Raw genomic sequence first — 23126 nt, 5'->3', positions numbered from 1 at the left:
TGGCAAGCGTTGAATAAGCCGGTTGAACCCAATTCCTATAAGACAGGCCCGGATGAAGAAGGCATGTTCGGCATTTTTGGCGGACGCTTCGTCGCCGAAACGCTAATGCCGCTGATCCTCGAATTGCAGGAAGCCTATGAAACGGCAAAGACCGATCCTGAGTTTCAGGCCGAGCTTTCCAATCTGTCGACCTATTATGCCGGTCGCCCTTCCAAGCTTTATTATGCCGAAGGTCTCACAAAGCACATTCGTGACATTTCCTCGGCCAAGGGCCTCGGGGGTGGCGCAAAAATTTACTTCAAGCGCGAAGACCTGAACCATACCGGCAGCCACAAGATCAACAATTGCCTCGGCCAGATTCTGCTTGCCAAGCGCATGGGCAAGACCCGCATCATTGCTGAAACCGGCGCTGGCCAGCATGGCGTTGCATCCGCAACCGTTGCTGCGCGCTTCGGCCTGCCTTGCGTCGTCTATATGGGCGCGACCGACGTCGAACGTCAGAAGCCAAATGTTTTCCGCATGAAGCTTTTGGGTGCTGAAGTGAAGCCGGTAACGGCTGGCAATGGCACGCTGAAAGACGCCATGAATGAGGCACTTCGTGATTGGGTCACCAATGTTGACGACACCTATTACCTGATCGGCACTGCCGCTGGTCCTGCGCCTTATCCTGAACTGGTACGCGATTTCCAGTCGGTGATCGGTATCGAAGCACGCAAGCAGATTCTCGAACAGGAAGGCCGCCTGCCGGATGTGATCCTGGCAGCTGTTGGCGGCGGCTCGAACGCAATCGGCCTGTTCCATCCATTCCTTGACGATGCGTCGGTAAAGATCGTCGGCGTTGAAGCGGGTGGTCGTGGTCTCGACGGCGTTGAGCATTGCGCATCAATGAGCGCTGGCAGCCCCGGCGTTCTGCATGGCAACCGCACCTATCTGCTTCAGAACGAAGATGGTCAGATTCTTGAAGGCCATTCCGTTTCAGCCGGTCTCGACTATCCCGGTGTTGGCCCTGAACATTCATGGCTTCGCGATACAGGCCGAGTTGAATATGTGCCGATCCTCGACGATGAAGCGTTGGATGCTTTCCAGCTCTGCACCCGCGTTGAAGGCATTATTCCAGCGCTTGAATCCGCACACGCCATCGCACAGGCTGTGAAAATGGCACCGACCATGGGCAAGGATCAGGTAATGATCGTCAACCTGTCGGGTCGCGGTGACAAGGACGTCCACACGGTCGGGCAGTTGCTCGGCATGGACATGTGAGGGCCGGATGAGCAACAGCGTCGCCGACATCTCCTCTTACAGACCGCGTGCCGCATGGTTCGACGGGCTGACGGAGTGTGGTACAGCGACGATCAAGCTCAACATCATTGAAGCCGATCCTTCCAATCCACTTGCAGAAGCCGCTGCTGGCATCGCACGCAGGCAGATTGCAGCCGTTGCAGACAAGCTTGAGCACACGCCACATCTTGGCGCGGGCTTTGCCATTCTGCATCAGGGCGAGGAGAGCCTGTGGCTGCTCCTGCACTGGTGGCTGGAAGGCGGCATCGCAACCCAGATTCTCTGGCAATCCGAACTCAATGAAGAAGTTGAGTTCGAGCCGGCACAGCCTCTGCTTATGGCCTGTGTCTGGGAATTGGGAATCATCGACTTTGAACGGCGTGCATGGATGGAAACGGTTATGTCCGGCCAATCCACCGCCGATTATCTTACGCGCATTTTGCCACGGGGCACGGTATGACCACACGCATCGACACCAAATTTGCATCGCTCAAGTCCGAAGGACGCCCGGCGCTGGTTACCTATTTCATGGGCGGCGATCCGGATTACGCAACATCGCTCAATGTGATGAAGGCGCTGCCAAAGGCTGGCTCCGATGTGATCGAGCTTGGTATGCCCTTCTCTGATCCGATGGCCGATGGCCCGGCCATTCAGGCGGCTGGCCTGCGGTCGCTCCACGCCGGGCAGACATTGAAGAAGACGCTGCAACTGGCTGCCGACTTCCGCAAGGAAGACAACACGACGCCAATCGTACTGATGGGCTATTACAATCCGATCTATATCTATGGGGTTGAACGCTTCCTTGCTGATGCAAAAACATCCGGCATTGATGGCTTCATCATTGTGGACCTGCCGTCTGAAATGGACAAGGAACTCTGCATTCCAGCTACCGAAGCGGGCCTCAACTTCATCCGTCTGACGACTCCAACCACTGACGACAAGCGTCTGCCAAAAGTGCTGCATAATTCGTCGGGCTTCGTCTATTACGTCTCGATGAATGGCATTACCGGCTCGGCGATTGCCGACACGACCCGCGTTGCGGATGCCGTGCGTCACATCAAGAAGAGCACCGATCTGCCGATCTGCGTCGGCTTTGGCGTGAAGACGCCTGAACAGGCTGCAGCCATTGCTGAAGCTGCTGACGGCGTTGTTGTCGGCACTGCAATCGTCAATGCCGTGGCTGGCGAACTGGACGAAAATGGCAAGGTCAATGGCGATCCGGTAGCTGCTGTTTCCAAACTTGTCAGTGCATTGGCAGCAAGTGTTCGTGCAACACGCCTTGAAGCTGCCCAATAAATCGTCCATTTAAGCAGCCAGAGCATGTCTGCCAAAAGTGGGAACCGGTTTTGGGATAAAGACATGCGTTAAAATAGAGAGATGGAGCGAGCGCAGTCGGTACGATTAAATGCGACACGCTCTGGCACTGTTGACTATGTTGAAGAACAAGAAACGGAACCAAACGTCATGAACTGGATCACCAATTACGTTCGCCCGAAGATCAATTCGATGCTCGGACGTCGCGAGATGCCGGAAAATCTTTGGATCAAGGATCCATCGACCGGCGAAATGGTGTTTCACAAGGACCTTGAGAGCAATCAGTTTGTGATCCCCGGCTCAGGCCATCACATGCGCATCAAGGGCAAGGACCGTCTGCGTTTCTTCTTCGACAATGGCGAATACACGACGCTGGAAAGCCCAAAAGTTCCAGTCGACCCGCTGAAATTTCGCGATGAGAAGAAGTATATCGACCGTCTCAAGGACTATCGTTCGCGCACAGGCATGGAAGACGCGGTCATCAATGGCCTTGGCTCGATTGAAGGCTTGCCGATTGTCGCCACCGTTCAGGATTTCGGCTTCATGGGCGGCTCGCTCGGCATGGGCGCTGGCGAAGCCATCATTCAGGGCTTCCAGAAAGCCATAGAGCTGAAGCGTCCACTGGTTCTGTTTGCAGCATCGGGTGGCGCGCGCATGCAGGAAGGTATTCTTTCGCTCATGCAGCTTCCACGCACGACCGTTGCCGTGGAAATGCTCAAAGAAGCAGGCCTGCCTTATATCGTTGTTCTCACCAACCCAACCACGGGTGGCGTTACCGCGTCATACGCAATGCTCGGCGATATCCACATTGCAGAACCGGGCGCATTGATCGGCTTTGCCGGTCCACGCGTGATTGAACAGACCATTCGCGAAAAGCTTCCAGAAGGCTTCCAGAGCGCTGAATATCTGATGGAACATGGTATGGTCGACATGGTTTGCTCGCGCCTTGAGCTCAAGTCTACCATTGCGCGCCTGCTGAAAATGATGACTGGCCAGCCCGCAACCGATGCACCTGTGTTAGCCCCGGCACCAAAGAAGCCAGAAGCTGACAGCAAGGCGGCATAATCGTGACAGGAAAAGCGGATGCCGTCATTGAACGGCTGATGCAATTGCATCCCAAAGGCTTCGATCTTTCACTGGACCGCATTCGCGGTCTTCTGGAAAAGCTCGGCAATCCGCATCTGAACCTGCCGCCGGTGATCCATATTGCCGGCACCAACGGTAAGGGATCAGCAACAGCTTTCTGCCGTGCGCTTCTGGAAGCGAGCGGCTTTGGCGTGCACGTCCATACCTCGCCGCATCTGGTCAACTGGCACGAGCGCTATCGTCTGGCCTCCAAGACTGGCGGCAAGTTCGTTTCTGATGATGTTCTGGCTGAAGCCATCGAGCGTGTAGAAGCCGTGAACGGTGGTCAATACATCACGGTATTCGAGATACTGACCGCCGTTGCATTTGTTCTGTTTTCAGAGCACCCGGCGGATGTTGTGATCATGGAAGTAGGCCTTGGCGGTCGTTTTGATGCGACCAATGTCATACCTGAGCCAGCCGTATCACTGATCATGCCGATTTCCATTGACCATCAGGCTTTTCTCGGCGATCGGGTTGAACTGATTGCTGCCGAGAAAGCTGGTATCATCAAGAAAGACTGCCCCGTTGTTATCGGGTTCCAGCTCTTTGATGCAGCACGCGAAGTTTTGATTTCCACCGCAGACCGGCTGGATTGCCCTTTATCGATCTACGGGCAGGATTTCCTCGCATTCGAGGAACATGGCCGCATGGTCTTCCAGAATGAAGATGGATTGATCGATCTGCCATTGCCGCGCCTGCCGGGCCGTCACCAGATCGCGAATGCTGCCGCAGCAATTGAAGCTGTGCAGATGGCCGGTTTCACCATTACCGACAAAGCCGCCGAAAAGGCGCTGATGGTGGTGGATTGGCCTGCACGCATGCAACGCCTCACCCACGGCGAATTGACTGATCTCGCACCGGCTGCATCGGAAATCTGGCTCGACGGTGGCCATAATCCGGGTGCAGGCGCGGTGATCGCGGAAGCCCTTGGCGATCTCGAGGAACGCTCCACGCGGCCTTTGTTTCTGATTACCGGCATGATCAACACCAAGGACCCTGTCGGCTATTTTGAGGCCTTTGCAGGCATGGCGCGCCATGTTTTCACGGTGCCAATCCCTTCAAGCGATGCCGGTATCCCCAATAATGAACTGGCGATCAGCGCACAGAAGGCAGGGCTTTCGGCAGAACCCGTTCATTCGGTTGCCAATGCGCTGAAAATCCTGCGCGATAGCTGGCCGCACGATGAAGCGCCGCCGCGTATTCTTATTGGTGGCTCGCTGTATCTGGCGGGTGAAGTCTTGCGCGACAACGGAACACCGCCTCTATAAGGCGGTGTTTTTTATGCGCTCCAGAATTAGCGATTATTCTCGCTTTTCCAGCCCTCAAACTTCTTTGCCCATTCATCCCTGGTGCAGGGATAGAGCCCGATAATTGCCGCGCCGCCTTTGACTTCTTCGAGGACAAAATCCTCGAAGACTTCCATTCCAACGCATTCATCGGCAATTTCTTCGCAAAGATGAGCCGGGATCACCATAACGCCATCAGGATCACCCACAAGCACATCGCCGGGAAACACGGCTGCATCACCGCAGGAGATTGGCACATTAATGTCAATCGCCTCATGCAGAGTGAGGTTTGTCGGTGCTGACGCTTTGGCACAATAAGCGGGCATGTCGAGTTCACCGATACCCGTGACATCGCGGAAACCGCCGTCAGAAACAATGCCTGCTGCGCCGCGCAAAGCAAGCCGTGTCACCAGTATCGAACCGGCCGTCGCAGCGCGCGCATCCTTGCGCGCATCCATAACCAGCACCCAGCCGGGCGGACAGGTTTCAATGGCGACGCGCTGTTTGTGATCAGGATTGCGAAACACTGTGATCGGATTGCGGTCTTCGCGCGCCGGGATGTAGCGCAGCGTAAAAGCCTGACCCACCATGTTTTCGGGCTTGCGCGCCACCTGAAACGAGCCCTGAATGAACTGATTGCGCAAGCCGCGCTTATAAAGTGCCGTGGCCACCGACGCCGTTGAAACCTTTTTCAGTTTCGCGCGCGTTTCTTCGGGGAGAATATAGTCTGACATCTCAGCGCCTCTTAATAAATGACCGGCTCGTCAACCGGACGACCAAAATCAGTTTTCAGGAAATCGAAATCGCAGCCTTTGTCGGCTTGCTCGACATGTTTGGAAAAGACGAAGCCGTAGCCGCGCTCATATTTTGGCTCAGGCGTCTGCCATGCAGCGCGACGAGCTGCCAATTCATCTTCGGCGACGAGCATGTTGAGGCTGCGCGCCGGAATATCGAGTTCGACCATGTCGCCGGTCTTGAGCAAAGCCAGTGGCCCGCCCACGAAGGATTCCGGTGCCACATGGAGAACGCAGGCCCCGAAGCTCGTGCCTGACATACGCGCATCTGAAATCCGCACCATATCGCGCAGGCCGAGTTTCAGCAGTGCCTTCGGCATTGGGATCATGCCCCATTCAGGCATACCGGGGCCACCCTGCGGGCCTGCATTGCGCAACACAAGCACGGTTTCGGGCGTTAACGGATAATCGGGATCGTCAATGATCTTTTTCAGTTCTGGATAGCTGTCCGCCACCAGCGCCGGACCTGTATGGCGATGAAATTTCGGATCGCAGGCTGCGGGTTTGATGACAGCACCATCCGGGCAGAGATTACCTTTCAGAACGGCAAGCGAGCCTTCGTGATAAACGGGATTGGACAGAGGCCTGATAACGTCTTCGTTGAAGACCTGCGCCTTTTCCAGCCCTTCTGTGAGCGGCTTTCCGGTGATGGTAATTGCTGACGGATCAAGCTTGTCACCGAGCTGCTTCATGAGTGCAAGGATACCGCCCGCATAGTAGAAATCCTCCATCAGATAGGTTGATCCCGATGGCCGGATATTGGCAATAACCGGCGTTGTACGCCCAATCCGATCCAGATCATCAAGCTCGAGCGGTACACCAGCGCGACGCGCCATGGCTATCAGGTGAATGATCGCATTGGTCGAACAGCCGGTCGCCATCGCCACAACAACGGAATTCTTCACCGCTGCGGGTGTGATAATCTGATCGGGCGTAAGGTCTTCCCAGACCATTTCAACGATACGTCGGCCACATTGGGTCGACATGCGTTGATGATTGGCATCAGGAGCAGGAATTGAGGATGCCCCGGGCAATGTCAGCCCCATTGCTTCAGCAATCACCGTCATGGTGGAGGCCGTGCCCATGGTCATGCAATGGCCATAGCTGCGCGCAATGCCGCCCTCTATCCCTTGCCATTCTTCCTTACCTATAGTGCCCGCACGACGCTCGTCCCAGAACTTGAACATGTCTGTGCCTGATCCAAGCGTCTTGCCAGCGTAATTGCCACGCAGCATCGGACCGGCTGGCAGAAAGATAAACGGATAGCCCGCGCTTGTGGCACCCATGATGAGTGCAGGCGTTGTCTTGTCGCAACCGCCCATCAGCACAGCACCATCCACAGGATGGGAGCGCAAAAGCTCTTCCGTCTCCATGGCGAGCATGTTGCGGTAAAGCATGGTCGTGGGTTTGACATAGCTTTCCGACAGCGAGAGCGCGGGGAGTTCAAGCGGAAAGCCACCCGCTTGCAGGATGCCGCGTTTCACCCATTCGACACGATCCTTGAAATGCGCATGACAGGGCTGGGCATCGGACCATGTATTGATAATTGCAATGATCGGCTTGCCTTCCCAGTCTACAGGGTCGTAGCCCATCTGCATGGTTCTGGAGCGGTGCCCCGATGAGCGCTGGTCATCTGGCAGCATCCAGCGTGCCGAACGCAGATCTTCATATGCTTTCCTGGTCATTTCAATGCCTTCCCGAAAACTGCCCCGCACCACTTTGTGCAAGAGCGCATGCTGAGAAAAATGCGCCGCCAGAGAGCGTTTCTCCGGGGCTTAAAATTGTCATCGCTGCATCCGCACCAAGCGCTGGCCGGTTGACGGCATCCGGCAGGTGGCTGACCGGCTCCGCACAAAAGACGGCGCGGTCTTGCGGATTGAACACATGAAGATGGCGCAACGCACCCTCACCTTTGAGCTTCAGACCCGTGCTTGTCTCAGGCCACCGAATGAATGCGTTCCGGCTTTCCCAGCCGGTGAAACAGCAATTCACCAAAGGCAATTGAGACAAAGGCGTCGCCTTGCCCGGCGTGAAACCTTCCATGGGCACAGCAATACCGTCCGGCAAGCCACGCGCATCAAGTCTCGGCGCACCGTTTGAGGAAAACTCAAGCGTGGTTTGCGCCGTTTTGGCAAACCAGGGATGCAGGCCGATACCGAATGGTAATCGTGTCGGACCATTGTTGCGGATGCTTAGCGATATGCGAAAGCCGTCGGGCAAAATGCTCAGTTCCTGTTCCAGCCGATAAGTGTAGGGGTGATCCTCACCTTCAACTTCATCCACCAGAACCGCACGGCTTTCACTTGATGATACGACCTTTGCACGGTGCATCCGCGAAAAGCCGTGAATGGCCATTCCTTCATCCGGCGCATTGATGGGCAGTTGGACAATCGCACCGTCAAAGGTGTAACGCCCGCCATCAATGCGGTTGGCAAAGGGCGCCATCACAAAGCACCCTGCCTTCAAACCTACTTCCGGTGTGGTCAGCGGCTCAAGCAGGGCGACCCATTCGCCGTCAGGATGACGCCACTGCGCAGACAACACCGTCGCGCCATGGTGTGGGTCGATCCGTAAGCGATAATCATGGGCGTCAAGTTCAAGCACCACGGGCTCAATCCTCACGCGAGTAATCATGGGCCGTGAACGTGCCACCCTGAAAACGCCGGGATACTGGATCGCCGGTTTCCGCCAGATCGCCAAAGCGGGCAGCATCGTCCTGCGGCACATATCCAATCAATGCTGCATCGTCTTTTTCCCACCAGCGCGACGCATTGGCCGAAATACCCCAGACGACCGAAACATCGGTTTTTGGTGCTTCAACCGCTGCAATCAAAAGCCGTACCAGATCATCATGTGACAACCACGTTGCCAGATGTCTGGCTTCGGTTGGCTCTGGCAAACACGAGCCGATACGCAGATGCACACTTTCAATACCGTGCTTGTCGAACATCATGCGCCCAAGCAACTCGCCATAGGCTTTGGAAAGCCCGTAATAGCCGTCAGGACGAAACGGTTCATCGGTGCTCAGCATCTCGTCACGAGTGTAGAAACCAATCGTATGATTGGAACTTGCAAAAATGACCCGCTGTTTTTCCGCCCTTGCCGCCTCGAAAATATGCGTCACACCAATCAGATTGGCTTTTGCAACCAGATCATAAGGTTGCTCCACGCTGATACCGCCAAAGTGCAGAATTGCGTCCGTTCCACGCACCAGCTCAGCGATCGCCGTCGCGTCAGTAAGATCGGCCTGAATGAACTCTGCTCCTTCAGGCAATTCATCTGAAAACGGCGCGATGTCTGAAAGCCGCAGACGATAACCTGCTTGGGTCAGCCTTGGTGCCAGCATACGGCCCAGATTGCCGGAAGCACCGGTCAGGAGAAGTTTCTTCATCGGATCAAACTCCCTTCATTCTTGCGACCTTCGCACCATCGACCGGCGCTTCTGCCAGATGTACTCCACCAGATTGCGGTGCATCCAAAGCTCCTAAACGATGTGAGGTAATTGCAATCAGCGTGAGGTCAGGGCCGCAGAAACACGGCATTGTCGGTGCAGGAACAGGAACGGAAATACGATCAAGCAATGTGCCGTCACGATCAAAGCGGTTCAATACACCCGCCGAGACTCCCGCGCTCCAATAGGCCCCTTCTGCATCACAGGCCCCGCCATCAGGCCGACCTGTTTCCTCATCAAGATCGCAAATGCGCTTTCGATTGCTCATCAGTCCGGTTGCGACATCAAAATCATACCGGTCGATCCAGGGCCCGCGAGAATCGGTGTGAAACATGGTCGAACCGTCCGCTGTCCAGGCCAGACCGTTGGAAATCTCGAAGCCTTCTGCCTTGATTTCGGCTTTGCCGTCAGCTGTCACGCGATAGAGTTTTGAAATGCGTTCGCGTTGCGGACGTGCATCCATGCTGCCTACCCAGAACGCGCCATCCGGCCCAATTTTCCCGTCATTCAGACGCGATGTTTCAGGCTCATCATACCCGTCCCAGATCGTCTGACGCTCTTCTGTTTCCGGGTCAAACAAAATGATCTGACGCGCAAGCGAAATGACCAGCTTTCCGCTTTCCCCAAGCCCTAAGCACGGAACCTCAGCTTCAAAAGCCCATTCGCGCAATGGTCCCTTATCCAGATCAATCTCGTGGACCTTGCGTCCGTTGATATCGCAGGCAAAAAGCGTCCCGCGACGATCATCCCAGACCGGACTTTCCATCAGTTGCCCGCGTAAATCAGCTATACAGCGAAACGGTCCCATCATGCGGCTTTCGTGCTGCGGCGGATGACATCGGGATGATCGAGAACGAAATCCGACAGTTCAAGCCCCAGCCCCGCACCTTCAAATGGATAGATTACGCCCTTTTCAATCCGCGGCATCACTGTCACCAGATCGCGATACCAAGAGGTATAATAGGCCCGCACAGATTCCTGAAAAATCGCGTTGGGCGCATTCAGCGACAGATGAATGGAAGCCGCAAAAACCACAGGTCCTGTGCAGTCATGCGGCGCGATAGGCCGCTGGAAGGCTTCCGCCATGGTGGCAATTTTCTTCGCCTCCGAAAGCCCGCCACACCATGAAATATCGAGCATCACATAATCAGTAGCGTCGGTGCGTAACACCTCGAGAAACTGCGCGCGCGTTGCCATGGTTTCACTCGTACAGACTGGAATGCCAGACTGCTGCGCATAGACGGCAAGCGATTGCGGGTTCATCATCTTGATCGGGTCTTCCGACCAGAAAGGCCTGAATGCCTTGAGTTCGCGGGCAATAGCGAGCGCCGATGTCAAATCCCACATGGAATGAAATTCGACCATGATTTCCATCTTATCGCCAACCGCGTCGCGGATTTGGCGGAACGGAACCAGCGCCTTGTCGAGATCGGTGGCGTGAATGAAGTTACCGCCATTGGCCACAGCGTAAGGATCGAAGGGCCAGATTTTCATCGCCGTGATGCCTTCCGACAAAAGGCTTTCAGCCAGCGCCCCGGCATCACGATGGAATGCCAGCTGGTCCTCATATGGACCCTCCTTCGCATCATCCTGATCGCCAATATAGCGACGCGCACCGCTCTTGTTATAGGTGTAGCCCGCACAGGTATTATAGGTGCGGATCGACGGACGCGAGAGGCCGCCCAGCAACTGATGGATCGGCTGATTGGTCAGTTTTCCGAAAATATCCCACAGCGCGATATCAATTGCGGAGGCTGCACGAATTTCCACGCCCGATGAACGGAAACCCACATAGGGTTCGAGCAAAAGCTTGGAGATACGATCAATCTCCAGCGGGTTCTGGCCCACAAGCTGTGGTGCGATATCGCTATGAATATAGGCTGCGACCGCATTGGCTCCACGGAAAGTCTCGCCCAGCCCAACAATCCCTTCATCTGTGTGGACGCGCACCCACAGGATGTTGTTGAGGTGCGGAAGCTGCACCGTTTCGATGGCCGTAATTTTCATCATGCACTCCGAGAAATGTTGGCCACATCAATGGGCAGAAGGTTGACGGTTGCGTGCTACGATCTGCGTTGGATTGACGAAGCGCAGTGCCAGCAACAGCCAGACCAGTGATGTAACCATGTAGATCACTGCCATTGCATCGATGGATTGAACCGAACGCACACCAGCGGCAAAGACCGAATAGTAAAGCGCCACAACCAGTGTCTGAGATGTTGGTCCTGCCGTCAGGAAGGTCAGCTCGAACATGGCAACCGTGCGCACCAGCACAAGCAGCATTGCAGCCAGAATCCCCGGCGTCAGCATCGGCAAAAGCACATGCAGGAACAGTTTGAACGTGCCTGCCCCAAAGACCCGCGCCGCGGCTTCCACCTTGGGGTCAATCTGCTCGATAAACGGAACCATCACCAGAATGACGAACGGGACTGTCGGCACCAGATTGGCAAGAACCACACCCCAGAAACTACCACCCACGCCAAATTTGTAGAGGACGGTTGCCAATGGGATACCAAAGGTGATCGGCGGCACCAGCAGTGGTAGCAGAAAGATCAGCAGCACAAGCTTCTTGCCGGGAAAATCACGCCGTGCCATCGCATAAGCTGCTGTCACACCTAGAAAGCCTGACAGAATAACAACCGCAAAGACCACCTGAAATGTCACAAGCAGCACCTGATCGAGCTGAAATTCAGCCCAGGCGGCGGCATACCATCGCGTTGTGAAACCATCAGGAAACCAGGTGCCGAGCCAGCGCGTACCGAAGCTTGAAACGACGACGGCAGTGATGACGGCCAGCACATTGAGGACGAAGAATCCCGTCACAAGCCAGACGACGGTGATCCAGAGCTTTGAAAGGACAGATGTATCGCGGATCATGGTCTATCCTTTCCCGCCAGCGGTCGAACCGCGATAAAAGAGTGAACGCACCCCGAGCAGCGCACCAACAACAAGCAGTTGCACCGCCGCCATGATCATGGCGATGGAGGAGGCCATGGAGTCGTCATATTGCTCAAAGGCGGCCTGCGCTGCGGCAATGGAAATCACGCGCGTCGGTCCCGATGGCGCTCCCAACAGCACAGCGGATGGAAACACCGCGAAGGCCTGCACAAAGGTGAGACACGACGCCACCACAAGGCCCGGCACCAACAGCGGCAGCATGACGTGGCGGAAGCGCTGCCAACTACTTGCACCATGCGTTGCGGCGGCCCGCTCAAGTGCGGGATCAATGCCCGTTATGTAGGACAGTGTCAGCAGAAACGTGAACGGGAAAACCGTGATAACCAGCGAAGCAAATACGCCCCAGTAATTGTTGGTCAGCTTGAGCGGATTTTCGATAAAACCGATAGCGATCAGGCTGCGGCTGAACCAGCCCTGTGGTCCGAGATAATTCAGAAGTCCTTCTGCAATCAGCACTGTACCCAATGTCACGGGCAGCACGAGGATTGTCGTCAGAAGGCGCTGCTTGCGCATCAGTCGCACACGCATGGCGATTGGCACGGCAAGCAATATGCTGATCAGCGTGACCGGAATTGCCAGCCACAGCGTCGCACCAATGGTCTTGTAAAGGTATGGATCGGAGAAGAACTTGCGGTAATTGGCCAGCGCTCCATCGCCATCCAGCGGATTAAACGACAGCACGAGACCGTAGAGAAACGGATAGATGAAGACACCGATCACAAAGAGCAGTGCGGGCAGGATCAGCAGCGTGACACCGTCGAAACCACGATTGGCAAGCCGCTGACGCAAACCGGGTTTGAGCGTTGCATCGGAAAAGCGATCTTCGGCCATGGTTTAAGCTCCGCCCGCAAAGACCAGCGCGTGGCTTGCATCGATGCCAAGCGTGATTTTTGCCCCGGGTACAACCTCCTGCGGGCCGTGAAAGACCATTTCCATGCCGGTTTCAGTGCGGGCAATCCCGACATATTCGCGACCGCGATATTCAATCGTCTCGACGGTCGCCTCAATAGTATTGCGGCCTTTTTCACCTGAAACCACATCGTCGCCGCGTGCCATCAGAACAGCATTCGCGCCGGGTGTAAGCTGATCCATCGCACGGCCAGTCAATTCAGTGCCCGCAACGGCGATTGTGGCCCGTCCGTCTTCAACGCGCAGCACCTTGCCATGCAGCGCATTGCGGAAGCCCATGAAAGCCGCAACATCGAGATAACGCGGCTGCTCGTAAAGCTCGTGCGGCGTGCCAACCTGTCGGATTTCACCATCGCGCAGCACCACGATGCGGTCTGCCAGCGACAAAGCCTCGTCCTGATCATGCGTGACATAGATAGTGGTTGAACCCAACTGGTTATGAATGCGCCGGATTTCAGCGCGCATTTCCAGTCGCAACTTGGCGTCCAGATTGGATAGCGGTTCATCCATCAGCACCAGTGGCGGCTCGATGACGATAGCGCGCGCAATGGCTACACGCTGTTGCTGCCCGCCTGACAATTGGCCGGGAAGCTTTTCTTCCTGTCCCTGCAAACGCACCAGTGCAAGTGCTGCACGTGACCGTTTCTCGATCTCGCTTTTGGCAAGCCCGCGCATTTTCAGGCCAAAGCCAACATTTTGCAGGACATTCATATGGGGGAAGAGGGCGTAGTTCTGGAACACCATGCCAAAGCCGCGATCCTCGGGCTTCAGCTGATCCACGCGTTTGTCATCTATATAGATGCCGCCGCCGGTCGTGCCCAGAAGACCTGCGATACAGTTGAGAGCCGTGGACTTTCCGCAGCCTGACGGACCGAGAAGGGCAATAAACTCGCCTTTCCCGATCGTGAGGTTAATCTCCCTCAGCGCGTTAAAAGTTCCAAATGAGCGGCTCATTCGGTCGAGCCGAAGTTCTTGAAAGGACATGGACGCAAGCACCGTAAATTGAGTGGTGATCTTAGGCGGCTAATGGCGAACCGATAAAATCCGCCATTGACGCTTTTGAGAAGCCTCAGCTGGCTGCGACGTCCTCGTCCCAGCGGCGGAAGGCGGCAACGAGAGCTTCAGGCTCAAGTGGCAACTCAATCGGATTATTCGCAATCCAGTCGGCATATTCAGGACGACCGAATTCGGCAATCACATCCTGACTTTCCTTCGGCGCCATCTCAATGGTGACGTCCTTCACCGCTGGTCCCGGATAGAAGTAGCCCGCATCATAGGAGTAGGCCTGCTGGTCCGGTTGGAGCGCGAATTTGATGAATTCCATCAGAACGGCGATCTTTTCTTCGGACACGCCCTTCGGAATGGCGAAATAATGCGCGTCGCAAACCCAATGGAAGCCTTCAAGCTTGCTGACCGCCATCTCCTTTGGCACCACACCGAGCGCACGCGGATTGATATCCCAGCCCGTTGTCGTCGCAGTCATATAGCGTGTGCCTTCGCCGAGCTCTTTCATCAAGGCGCCGGTTCCAGCCGGGTAATATTCGATATTCTTGTGCAATTCCTTGAGATAGGCCCAGGTCTTATCCCAACCCTTGACCGGATCTTTCGGATCGCTGTCACCGAGCAGATAAGGCAGCCCCATCAGGAACGTGCGTCCAGGGCCGGAATTTGCCGGACGGGCATAGATGAACTTGTTCGGGTTTTCCTTGGTCCAGGCGAGAAGTTCTTCCGCAGTTTTTGGCGGCGTCTTCACCTTGTCAGGATGATATTCGAGCAACGGGCCTGATGGGTAATAAGAAACAACGACGCCCTTTCCCTTCGACATTTCCTGCATGCGCCACGCTGGTTCAAGATAGATGTCCTGCAACTTTGGCAGGCCGTTATCCGGAAGCGCAATGATATCGGTCCAGATATCGTCGGCAAGTCCTGCCGAAAGGGCATCCGGGCCAATGATTACAAGATCGATATCGATCCGGTTGGCACGCTGCTGCGCCTTGATCTTGCCGGGCAGTTCGGGTGCCGGTGCCTTGTTGAACGTGAAACGCGAAACAAGCGCCTTCTGCTGCGACGCAAAATTATCGAAAATCGGCTGCGTCAGAGCAAGATTGCCTGCGGCATCGATGACGTTCAAAGCAACAGGCGACGATGGCAGCTTTGCCGATTGCGCCCATGCGGCACCCTTGGGCAATAAAAGCCCTGCACCGGTCGCAATCCCTGCGCCCGCCATGAATGTACGACGTGAAATTCCTTTGGTCATGCTCTCCTCCACTTTTTTGCTTATCCGGCACGCACCGCTTCCTCCTGTCGATACGCGCCGGTTTTCTAGTTTTTAGACAATCGCTTCAGTCTCCCAACCCGCAACGACCTTTTCGAGTGCCTTACGGTCAGCCGGTTCAAGTTTCGGCAAGCCCGGAAGCCGGACATCGCCGACAGCAAGGCCCTGAATTTGCAGTGCTTCCTTGACCACCGTCACATTTGCACCATTGCGATATTTGGTTCGCATGGTTTCAAAATCGGCGATGCTTTCAACAACGGCGCGGGCGCGGGCATAATCGCCAGCTTCAAGCGCGTTCCAGACCGCCAGCGAGCGCTCTGGAGCGACATTGACAAGACCGGACGTGAAGCCACGGCCACCAAGTGCATAGAAAGGCAGCGCCCAGCTTTCAGCCAAACCACAAATCCAGGTCGCGTCCGTCCCCTTGGTTGCACGGCAGCATTCAAAGAACAGCATGGTGTTTTGAGAGGCAAACTTGACGCCTGCGACCTTCGGATGCGTTGCCAGACGTACCATTTCGTCAAGCGGGATCAGGTCAGAGCGGATATAAGCCACGATCGGCAGATCAATCGCTTCGGCAATTTCGATGAAGTAATCAACCTGGGCATGAGGTGCTGCAAATGGATCAAGCGGATGATGGATCATCACGCCATCGGCACCTTCGGCCTGTGCTGCTTTTGAAACCCTGATTGCATCGCGCACGGAACGACCGGCAGCAGCAGTGACTGCAGCCTTGCCATTCGCCGCCTTCACAGCGATAGCCTGCAAGCGGATCACCTCGTCTACAGTCATGCTGTAGAACTCGCCCGTATTGCCGCCGGTGACAATGTTATGCACGCCCGCCCTGGCGATCCGCTCGACGATTTTCGCTGTCAGCGCGGCATTGATTTCACCATCTGTATTATAGGCAGTCGCATGCACGCCCGAGATGCCTCGCAGCACCCGGCGGTATTCCGCTAAATTCATAATACCCTCCCAGGTACTGGTCAGAAGACCAGTTCGATATGTGTATCCCCCGCCTTCACGATGTGCTCCCGCATCAATCGCTCGGCCAAATCGCCGTTTCTTGCAGTAATCGCCTGCATGATTGCCTCATGTTCGCCAAACGATTGTCTGCGCACATCTTCACGCGACAACACCGTCACCCGTGCAGCATGGTCATACATGCGCTGTGCGTTTTGCAGCCGCCGTAGATATTCGCATCCCGACGCTTCATGAATGGCATCATGAAACTTCTCATTGAGTTCAATCAGCGCATCCACATCGCCAGATTCGACTGCGGCCCGCATTTCCTCAATGACTGCACGGAGAAAAACAAAAGCTTCCTCACCGCCATGCTTGGCGGCCTGACGTGCAATAATGCTTTCAAGTGCTGCACGCGCCAGCGTCATTTCTTCCGCCTGCCGTGCATTGAACGAAACGAATGTCCCGCGCCGCGCTTCCGTGCGGACCAGCCCCTCGCCTTCCAGCTGGCGCAGTGCCTCTTTCAGAGGGCTGGTGCTGATGCCCAGATCAGCCGCCAATTGGCGCTCGTTTAATCTGTCGCCGGATTTCAGACGCCCCGAAATGATCGCCTCCCGAAGATCGTCATGAACATGATCTCTGAGGCTCTTCACCTTGATCGGTGAAAATGTGGAAACGCTATCACGCAAGGGCGCACCTGACTGTCATCCGAAACTACCAGACAATCTTGGAGCACCCAGACTGATATGTCAACATCTGATGTATCAGGCATCAGATATTGCTTTCTGTGCTTCTGTGATAAAACCGGAAAGCGATAATGAATTGAATTTGCTATGCTTTGTTCATTTCAGAACGATCAGCGCTCAATCCGAATACCGGGCCAGATAGAACAATCATAAAAAATTGGCTGCCATGAACGGCAAACTATTGCCAATCGTGACAGCCAGAGAAGACAGAATCTTCGCAATTAGCGAGCCAATCCCGCCGCCATCAGATACTGCACTGACTGCTGGATTTTATTCTTGTCGCGCAGTTCGAGCAACAGGCGCGGGTTGCTTTCAAGCTTCGACAAAGCGGCAAAGACCGCATGCCAGCGGATCGTGCCTTCGCCGATTGCCCAATGCCGGTCGGCATGGCCATCTGCGTCCTGAAGATGCACATGCTCAAGACGATTGCCCGCACGGCTGATGAAATAATCCACCGGATGCGCGCCCATGGAGCCATAGGCAAATTGGGCGTGGCCAGTGTCGACCGATACCGCAACAGAGCCTGACTGGAAGCTATCGGCCAGAATGCGACGTGCATCCGGATCGATATCTTCAATGTTTTCGATCACCAGCGTACAGCCGATTTCTTCTGCACGTTTGACGACCAGCGCAAGCGTGTCATGGGCGTAATCGACCATGTTCTGTGCACTTTCCAGCGCATTGTCGCGATTGTTGTTGAACCAGAAATTATACGGGCTGTGAACGACCATCTGCGTTGCACCGATATATTCGCAGACTTCCAGGCCCTTGAGATAACGCTCACGCACGATGTTGCGAATATCTTCATCCGGGTTCGACATATTGAGCCCCCAGAAAGGGCCATGAATGCCGAGACGCCCCTGATAGCCATCCAGCAACGTCCTTATACGGTTTGCCGGCGTTTTCCAGTCGCCCTTCAGCAGGCTGACATCAAAGAAATCCTGAATTTCCAGATCGCGATGTTCCGACAGGATGAAGTCGAGATGGTTTTCGAGATACGACAAGGGCACGGCGGCACCGAGCAGCGGCAGATCAGACATGATGTTTTCCTGAAGTTGACCAGATAGAGTTTCGAGAATTGAAGTTTTCAGGCCGGCTGTTTAGCGAGAGCAAGGCGCGACGCGATCACCAGATCAGGACTATCCGACGTGATGTAAGCAACATCGCGTTGCATCCAGCGATCGATCAGGTCGCGCTCGTTGAGCGTCCATACGCCGAGACGTTCATTAGGAAACAGCGACGTAATGCGCTCGAACTCAGCCTCAAACAGCGCATGATGAACGCCGACATACTGAACCAGCGGTTCGACGCTTGCGAAGAAATGCTCAAGCCCGCCATTGCGCTCAACCCATTCGGCATTGAGTGACATCAGTCGCTCGATTTCCGGGGCAACTTCGGCGCAATGCTCAACGACACTGCGGTCGAAGGAATGCAAGACGATGCGTTCTTCAATGCCGCGTGCCTTGAGGATTTCGACGGCCTTTTCGACCAGTCCCTCATAAGGCTTGCCGTCGGGGCCCGACTTCAGTTCGACATAAAGCTTGAGTTCGGGTCTCGTGGAAAAGACATCCAGCACTTCCTCGAAAGTCGGAATACTATCCTCGGTCACATTGCCCGGCTCGTCTTTGAGACGAATGGAACGACGTGCATCGTCATCCAGATCCCGGACATAGCCCTGAGCGTCTGTCGTACGCTCCAGCGTGCTGTCATGGATAACCAAAATCTGCCCGGCATTTGTCAAGTGAAGGTCGAACTCGACGCTATCCACATCCAGCTTCAGCACGTTTCTGAAACCGGTCAGCGAGTTTTCAGCCCACAGATTGCGCGCACCACGATGCGCCATGATCTTTATCATTGCGATATTCCTATTGAACGGTTGGGTCCAGCTTGTCGCGCAACCAGTCCCCGAGAAGTGAAATTGAAAGGGTTGTCAGTACGATCACCACAGCCGGTGCCAGCATGATCCACGGCGCCTGCGTCAGATATTCACGCGCGAAGCCAACCATGTTGCCCAGAGAAGTGGCCGGGGGCTGTACGCCAAGGCCAAGAAACGAAAGCCCGGATTCCATCAGGATAATTTCCGGGAAAGTCAGCGTCATCGACACGATCAAGGTCGATGCAACATTCGGCAGAATGTGATGAAAATAGACCCGGAACGGCGTAGCGCCCAGCTGTACGACTGCACTGGCATAGCCCTGCGCACCGGCAGAAATGGCAAGCCCGCGTGCGATACGTGCATAACGTTCCCAGCCATAGAACCCCATGAGACAGATCAGCAGCGTCAGCGAGTTGCCAAAGAAGGCCAGCACAGCGAGAGCCAGCACCATGAACGGAAGTGCGGCCTGAAAATCCGCCAGCATCAGCACCACCTGCTCCACCCAGCCACGAAACCGGGCAGCGAGAAAGCCGAGCAGCGTTCCGAAGAACGCCGAGAGGATCGTCGCGCCAAAAGCAATGATGAGTGAAACGCGGATCGACTGGATAAGACGCGAATAAACATCGCGTCCAAGTTCATCCGTACCCAGCCAATGTCCGGGCGTGCCAAAAGGAACCAGACGTGCCATCAGGTCCATTTTGGTGATTGGGTATGGCCGCAACAGATCGGCGAAGAACACCACGAAAAGCATCAAACCAAGCCAGAAAATCGCGAATGCGACGCTTGCAGGCACCGACTTGCGCAGGCGGGTTATAAGCCCGGGCGCACGGATTGCTGTGGTGCTGTGAAGAGTTGTATCGGCCATCATCTGCCCTTTGGAGCGGATCGCATCCATGCGACGCGCTTTAAGTTTATGTATTCACGCATGTCGTTATCGGAACACCGGTATCCACTTTTTCGCGACATGCTCTAATGCGCAGCCTTTGATCTCAGGCGTGGATCAAGAACGCCGTAGAGAACATCGACAATGAGGTTGGAGACGACCATGCAGCTTGCAATCATCAGAAGAAGGCACTGCACAACGGCAAGATCGCGATTGGCAACCGAAACGACAAGCAGGCGTCCAACGCCGGGCCAGGAAAAGATCGTCTCGACCACAACCGCACCCGCAATCAGCGATCCGACCATGAAGCCGACGATGGTTACAATCGGCACAGAAGCGTTGGGCAGCGCGTGTTTCCATACAACGTCATGCCAGCTCACACCCTTGGCGGAAGCCGTGCGGATATAGGGACGGCCAAGAACTTCGATCATTGCAGAGCGGGAAAAGCGCGCCAGAATTGCCGTGCCGCCGATGGCAATCGTCAGTGTTGGCAGAATGCCATGTATCCACGTGTCGCTGCCACCGGACGGCAGGACGCCGAGCTGGATAGAAAAGATCAGAACCAGCACCAGACCAAGCACGAAAGACGGCACCGTAAAGCCAAGAATGGACAGCGTGATAACGCCACGATCTGCAAAACCCTGACGATGCAGGGCCGCATAGACGCCTGCCGGAATGCCAAGGCACAGCTTGATAATCAGAGCCGGTATAGTGATTTGAAGCGTTGCAGGAATACGCTGCAACACCAGATCGATGGCCGGTGCCTTGTCTCGCATGGAGACACCGAAGTCGAAGCTCAATATGCCCTTGAGATAAGAGAGATATTGAAGCCATAGCGGGTCATCCAGCCCCCAGGCCTTGCGAAACGCGTCAATGGATTCCTGCGGCGCATCAGGACCAAGCATAATCTGTGCAGGATCGCCCGACATGCGCAAAACAACGAAAGCGAAAGTCATGACCAGAAACACGGTGACCAGCGCGCGGAAAAAACGGGACGCTATATAAGAAAACATTCAAACCTCACGCCGCAGCTTTGACCTGCTCGACAAAATGACAAGCGGTCCGCCGGTCGTAACCGGTAATTTCAAGTTCTGGCATTGTGGTTTGACACTGGAAGCCTGCCATCGGACAACGCGGATGGAAAACGCATCCTTCCGGTCGATTGGCAGGATTTGGCGGCTCACCCTTAAGAATCATGCGGTGCTCAAGCAGCTTCCCCGGAACCGGAACCGAGGAAACCAGTGCCTTGGTATAAGGGTGTTGCGGTGTATCGAAGATCACACCGGAACTGGCCTCCTCGACAATCTTGCCGAGATACATGACCGCCACGCGGTCGCAGATATTGCGCACGACCTTGAGATCATGACTGATGAAAACCATGGCAACACCATGCCGTTCCTGCAGATCGCGCAGCAGATTGACGACCTGTGCCTGAATGGAAACATCGAGTGCCGAAACCGGCTCATCGCAAACCAGCAATCGCGGACTTGTTGCAAGCGCGCGCGCTATGATGACCCGCTGGCGCTGGCCGCCCGACAATTCATGCGGATAACGGTCGCCCTGATCGCGTCTGAGCCCCACCGATATCATCAGCTCATCAACACGGTCCTTAAGCTCCGCTCCTTTTGCGATACCATGTATCTGCAATGGCTCACCGATCTGCACCGCAATAGTCAGCCGACGGTCGAGGGCTGCGAGTGGGTCCTGAAAAACCAGCTGCATCTGAGCGCGAAGTTTGCGCCATTCGAGCGTATTGCGCGGTGGCAACGGCTTGCCGTCGAAAAGCACTTCGCCTTCGGTGGCATCATCAATGCCCAGCAACATGCGACCGAGCGTAGACTTGCCGCAACCGGATTCGCCCACAATACCAACGGTCTCGCCCGGCTGAATACTCAAGCTTACCCCATCAACAGCCTTGACCGGATCGCTCTTTCTGAAGATGCCGCCGCCCTGATACGTGCGAACGAGATTGCGCGCTTCAAGAAGAAAACTCATGCCGCCGCTCCTTGCGCGCCAACAGCGTGATGGGAAGGCACAGCATCGACGAATATGGTCTTCGTCACATCAACCGCGTTGAAGCAGGCGACCTTTTGCGCAGTAAACTGCTGAAGTTCCGGAATATGGGTTTCGCATTGCTCTGTTGCTTGCGAACAGCGGGGGGCAAACGCGCAGCCTTGCGGCAAATGTCTGGGGTCGGGAACAGTGCCCGGAATGGCACGCAATCTTTCGCGCCCGCCATCGAGCCTTGGAATAGCGTCAAACAAGCCGAGCGTATAAGGATGTTTAGGCATCTCAAACAATTCAGGCGTTCGTGCGCTTTCAACGATACGTCCGGCATACATAACGCACACCCGCTCACATATCTGGCTGACTGCGCCCAGATCATGGCTGATGAACACGATAGCCATACCGGTTTCCTGCCTGATCTGGTTCAGGAGATCGAGAATCTGCGCCTGAATAGTGACATCGAGTGCTGTGGTCGGCTCATCCGCGATCAGCACATCCGGCTCTCCGGCCAGAGCAATTGCGATCATGATGCGCTGGCACTGACCGCCGGAAAATTCATGCGGAAAGAGATCAAAGCGGTGTGCCGCATCGGGAATACCAACACGTTCCATAAGCTTTATCGCTTCAAGGCGTGCGGCATTGCCTTTCAATCCACGATGGAGAGACAAGGATTCCACGATCTGCGGCCCGACTTTCTTCACCGGATTGAGCGACGAACTCGGGTCCTGAAAAATCATCGCAACGCGACCACCGCGAACGCCCTCCTGGACATAACGCGGAGCACCCATAAGCTCCTGACCGTCAACAACCACCGAACCGGAGACCGATGTTTTGCCCGGCAAAAGCCCAAGAGCTGCAAGCCAAGTCACAGATTTTCCGCAGCCAGATTCCCCGACCAGACCCAGAGTTTCACCCCGGTCTATGTCGAGATTGATGCCGTGCAGAACCTGCACACCGCTGAAAGAAACCTTTAAATCCCGAATGGAGACGAATGCCACCGTCTTCTCCTTTCGCTCGGTCAATCGCGGTTACTGGCGATTTTCAGATGCACTTCATTAGAGCGCCCTGCGCCCTATTGGCCGCACAAAGGTCGCTCTAACAGTTTAAATCATGCAGTAGAGCGCGGTTCGATCTGATTGAATCAGATCGGCGCGTCTCAACATTTGCTTTTTCCGCGCATCTTGTCCGAAAACCGTTTCATATTTTTCGGGAAGCGCTTTAAAAAATGGCTGACGCATAATCGCGCCAGCCATTCATC

At 55.3% G+C, this 23126-nt stretch carries 24 protein-coding genes; 5 read left to right on the top strand and 19 right to left on the bottom strand.

Annotated features, from left to right (window positions below; translation table 11 throughout):
- Positions 1-9: 9 nt before the first annotated feature.
- The 5 genes from trpB to CEV32_RS18285 all read left to right on the top strand — a co-directional run bounded on the left by trpB (position 10) and on the right by CEV32_RS18285 (position 4988).
- Positions 10-1260, top strand: a complete 1251-nt coding sequence (gene trpB / locus CEV32_RS18305; protein ID WP_094579159.1) for a tryptophan synthase subunit beta — start codon at positions 10-12, stop codon at positions 1258-1260.
- Positions 1261-1267: 7 nt separating this feature from the next.
- On the top strand, positions 1268-1738 hold the full coding sequence (locus CEV32_RS18300; protein WP_094578548.1) for a hypothetical protein: 471 nt from the start codon (positions 1268-1270) through the stop codon (positions 1736-1738).
- Positions 1735-2574: a tryptophan synthase subunit alpha gene (trpA, locus tag CEV32_RS18295; protein WP_094578547.1), complete on the top strand. Its 840-nt coding sequence runs from the start codon at positions 1735-1737 to the stop codon at positions 2572-2574. The genes CEV32_RS18300 and trpA overlap by 4 nt, the downstream gene beginning before the upstream one ends.
- Positions 2575-2742: 168 nt before the next feature.
- On the top strand, positions 2743-3657 hold the full coding sequence (gene accD / locus CEV32_RS18290) for an acetyl-CoA carboxylase, carboxyltransferase subunit beta (protein WP_094579158.1): 915 nt from the start codon (positions 2743-2745) through the stop codon (positions 3655-3657).
- 38 nt (positions 3658-3695) lie between these two features.
- The gene (locus CEV32_RS18285) at positions 3696-4988 is read left to right on the top strand and encodes a bifunctional folylpolyglutamate synthase/dihydrofolate synthase (protein WP_208620882.1); all 1293 of its coding nucleotides are present in this window, start codon (positions 3696-3698) and stop codon (positions 4986-4988) included.
- Positions 4989-5014: 26 nt separating this feature from the next.
- Here the strand turns inward: CEV32_RS18285 and CEV32_RS18280 are convergent, their stop codons facing one another.
- From CEV32_RS18280 to CEV32_RS23760, 19 genes are all read right to left on the bottom strand, one after another.
- Positions 5015-5740, bottom strand: coding sequence for a ribonuclease activity regulator RraA (locus CEV32_RS18280; RefSeq protein ID WP_094578545.1), 726 nt, complete (start codon positions 5738-5740; stop codon positions 5015-5017).
- Positions 5741-5751: 11 nt separating this feature from the next.
- Entirely contained in the window at positions 5752-7485 is a 1734-nt protein-coding gene (araD, locus tag CEV32_RS18275) for an L-arabinonate dehydratase (RefSeq protein ID WP_094578544.1), read from the bottom strand.
- Position 7486: 1 nt separating this feature from the next.
- On the bottom strand, positions 7487-8407 hold the full coding sequence (locus tag CEV32_RS18270) for an aldose epimerase family protein (RefSeq protein WP_167382826.1): 921 nt from the start codon (positions 8405-8407) through the stop codon (positions 7487-7489).
- Between the two features lie 4 nt (positions 8408-8411).
- Positions 8412-9191, bottom strand: coding sequence for an NAD-dependent epimerase/dehydratase family protein (locus CEV32_RS18265; protein ID WP_094578543.1), 780 nt, complete (start codon positions 9189-9191; stop codon positions 8412-8414).
- A gap of 4 nt (positions 9192-9195) precedes the next feature.
- Positions 9196-10062 carry an SMP-30/gluconolactonase/LRE family protein gene (locus tag CEV32_RS18260; RefSeq protein WP_094578542.1) on the bottom strand — a complete coding sequence of 289 codons (867 nt, stop codon included), beginning with the start codon at positions 10060-10062 and terminating at the stop codon, positions 9196-9198.
- Positions 10059-11258, bottom strand: coding sequence for a mandelate racemase/muconate lactonizing enzyme family protein (locus CEV32_RS18255; protein WP_094578541.1), 1200 nt, complete (start codon positions 11256-11258; stop codon positions 10059-10061). The genes CEV32_RS18260 and CEV32_RS18255 overlap by 4 nt, the downstream gene beginning before the upstream one ends.
- A gap of 27 nt (positions 11259-11285) precedes the next feature.
- Positions 11286-12128, bottom strand: a complete 843-nt coding sequence (locus tag CEV32_RS18250; RefSeq protein WP_094578540.1) for an ABC transporter permease — start codon at positions 12126-12128, stop codon at positions 11286-11288.
- A gap of 3 nt (positions 12129-12131) precedes the next feature.
- Positions 12132-13040 carry an ABC transporter permease gene (locus CEV32_RS18245; RefSeq protein ID WP_094578539.1) on the bottom strand — a complete coding sequence of 303 codons (909 nt, stop codon included), beginning with the start codon at positions 13038-13040 and terminating at the stop codon, positions 12132-12134.
- 3 nt (positions 13041-13043) lie between these two features.
- Complete coding sequence (locus CEV32_RS18240) at positions 13044-14102, bottom strand: ABC transporter ATP-binding protein (protein ID WP_094578538.1); 1059 nt, start codon at positions 14100-14102, stop codon at positions 13044-13046.
- A gap of 85 nt (positions 14103-14187) precedes the next feature.
- The gene (locus tag CEV32_RS18235; protein ID WP_374882881.1) at positions 14188-15345 is read right to left on the bottom strand and encodes an extracellular solute-binding protein; all 1158 of its coding nucleotides are present in this window, start codon (positions 15343-15345) and stop codon (positions 14188-14190) included.
- Positions 15346-15447: 102 nt separating this feature from the next.
- Positions 15448-16359: a dihydrodipicolinate synthase family protein gene (locus tag CEV32_RS18230; RefSeq protein WP_094578536.1), complete on the bottom strand. Its 912-nt coding sequence runs from the start codon at positions 16357-16359 to the stop codon at positions 15448-15450.
- Positions 16360-16379: 20 nt separating this feature from the next.
- Positions 16380-17045: a GntR family transcriptional regulator gene (locus tag CEV32_RS18225; protein WP_094578535.1), complete on the bottom strand. Its 666-nt coding sequence runs from the start codon at positions 17043-17045 to the stop codon at positions 16380-16382.
- A 278-nt stretch (positions 17046-17323) separates the two neighbouring features.
- On the bottom strand, positions 17324-18142 hold the full coding sequence (locus CEV32_RS18220; protein WP_094578534.1) for a sugar phosphate isomerase/epimerase family protein: 819 nt from the start codon (positions 18140-18142) through the stop codon (positions 17324-17326).
- Between the two features lie 47 nt (positions 18143-18189).
- Positions 18190-18957 (bottom strand): glycerophosphodiester phosphodiesterase family protein, encoded by a 768-nt coding sequence (locus CEV32_RS18215; RefSeq protein WP_094578533.1) that lies wholly within the window; start codon positions 18955-18957, stop codon positions 18190-18192.
- 10 nt (positions 18958-18967) lie between these two features.
- Complete coding sequence (locus CEV32_RS18210) at positions 18968-19843, bottom strand: ABC transporter permease (protein WP_167382835.1); 876 nt, start codon at positions 19841-19843, stop codon at positions 18968-18970.
- A gap of 104 nt (positions 19844-19947) precedes the next feature.
- Positions 19948-20874, bottom strand: a complete 927-nt coding sequence (locus CEV32_RS18205) for an ABC transporter permease (protein ID WP_094578532.1) — start codon at positions 20872-20874, stop codon at positions 19948-19950.
- 7 nt (positions 20875-20881) lie between these two features.
- On the bottom strand, positions 20882-21856 hold the full coding sequence (locus tag CEV32_RS18200) for an ABC transporter ATP-binding protein (RefSeq protein ID WP_094578531.1): 975 nt from the start codon (positions 21854-21856) through the stop codon (positions 20882-20884).
- Entirely contained in the window at positions 21853-22866 is a 1014-nt protein-coding gene (locus CEV32_RS18195; RefSeq protein WP_094578530.1) for an ABC transporter ATP-binding protein, read from the bottom strand. The genes CEV32_RS18200 and CEV32_RS18195 overlap by 4 nt, the downstream gene beginning before the upstream one ends.
- 105 nt (positions 22867-22971) lie before the next feature.
- Complete coding sequence (locus tag CEV32_RS23760; protein WP_167382825.1) at positions 22972-23121, bottom strand: hypothetical protein; 150 nt, start codon at positions 23119-23121, stop codon at positions 22972-22974.
- Positions 23122-23126 lie beyond the last annotated feature (5 nt).

The organism is Brucella rhizosphaerae (assembly GCF_002252475.1).
Classification (GTDB): Bacteria; Pseudomonadota; Alphaproteobacteria; order Rhizobiales; family Rhizobiaceae; genus Brucella; species Brucella rhizosphaerae.
This window is presented reverse-complemented; position numbering and strand designations above follow the sequence as displayed.

What these genes read in the sequence shown, in the direction of transcription:
- CEV32_RS18300 (WP_094578548.1), top strand. Translation starts at nt 1,268, where the DNA reads ATGAGCAACAGCGTCGCCGACATCTCCTCTTACAGACCGCGTGCCGCA.
- trpA (WP_094578547.1), top strand. Translation starts at nt 1,735, where the DNA reads ATGACCACACGCATCGACACCAAATTTGCATCGCTCAAGTCCGAAGGA.
- accD (WP_094579158.1), top strand. Translation starts at nt 2,743, where the DNA reads ATGAACTGGATCACCAATTACGTTCGCCCGAAGATCAATTCGATGCTC.
- CEV32_RS18285 (WP_208620882.1), top strand. Translation starts at nt 3,696, where the DNA reads ATGCAATTGCATCCCAAAGGCTTCGATCTTTCACTGGACCGCATTCGC.
- CEV32_RS18280 (WP_094578545.1), bottom strand. Translation starts at nt 5,740, where the DNA reads ATGTCAGACTATATTCTCCCCGAAGAAACGCGCGCGAAACTGAAAAAG.
- araD (WP_094578544.1), bottom strand. Translation starts at nt 7,485, where the DNA reads ATGACCAGGAAAGCATATGAAGATCTGCGTTCGGCACGCTGGATGCTG.
- CEV32_RS18265 (WP_094578543.1), bottom strand. Translation starts at nt 9,191, where the DNA reads ATGAAGAAACTTCTCCTGACCGGTGCTTCCGGCAATCTGGGCCGTATG.
- CEV32_RS18260 (WP_094578542.1), bottom strand. Translation starts at nt 10,062, where the DNA reads ATGATGGGACCGTTTCGCTGTATAGCTGATTTACGCGGGCAACTGATG.
- CEV32_RS18255 (WP_094578541.1), bottom strand. Translation starts at nt 11,258, where the DNA reads ATGAAAATTACGGCCATCGAAACGGTGCAGCTTCCGCACCTCAACAAC.
- CEV32_RS18250 (WP_094578540.1), bottom strand. Translation starts at nt 12,128, where the DNA reads ATGATCCGCGATACATCTGTCCTTTCAAAGCTCTGGATCACCGTCGTC.
- CEV32_RS18245 (WP_094578539.1), bottom strand. Translation starts at nt 13,040, where the DNA reads ATGGCCGAAGATCGCTTTTCCGATGCAACGCTCAAACCCGGTTTGCGT.
- CEV32_RS18240 (WP_094578538.1), bottom strand. Translation starts at nt 14,102, where the DNA reads ATGTCCTTTCAAGAACTTCGGCTCGACCGAATGAGCCGCTCATTTGGA.
- CEV32_RS18235 (WP_374882881.1), bottom strand. Translation starts at nt 15,345, where the DNA reads ATGGCGGGCGCAGGGATTGCGACCGGTGCAGGGCTTTTATTGCCCAAG.
- CEV32_RS18230 (WP_094578536.1), bottom strand. Translation starts at nt 16,359, where the DNA reads ATGAATTTAGCGGAATACCGCCGGGTGCTGCGAGGCATCTCGGGCGTG.
- CEV32_RS18220 (WP_094578534.1), bottom strand. Translation starts at nt 18,142, where the DNA reads ATGTCTGATCTGCCGCTGCTCGGTGCCGCCGTGCCCTTGTCGTATCTC.
- CEV32_RS18215 (WP_094578533.1), bottom strand. Translation starts at nt 18,957, where the DNA reads ATGATAAAGATCATGGCGCATCGTGGTGCGCGCAATCTGTGGGCTGAA.
- CEV32_RS18210 (WP_167382835.1), bottom strand. Translation starts at nt 19,843, where the DNA reads ATGGCCGATACAACTCTTCACAGCACCACAGCAATCCGTGCGCCCGGG.
- CEV32_RS18205 (WP_094578532.1), bottom strand. Translation starts at nt 20,874, where the DNA reads ATGTTTTCTTATATAGCGTCCCGTTTTTTCCGCGCGCTGGTCACCGTG.
- CEV32_RS18200 (WP_094578531.1), bottom strand. Translation starts at nt 21,856, where the DNA reads ATGAGTTTTCTTCTTGAAGCGCGCAATCTCGTTCGCACGTATCAGGGC.
- CEV32_RS23760 (WP_167382825.1), bottom strand. Translation starts at nt 23,121, where the DNA reads ATGGCTGGCGCGATTATGCGTCAGCCATTTTTTAAAGCGCTTCCCGAA.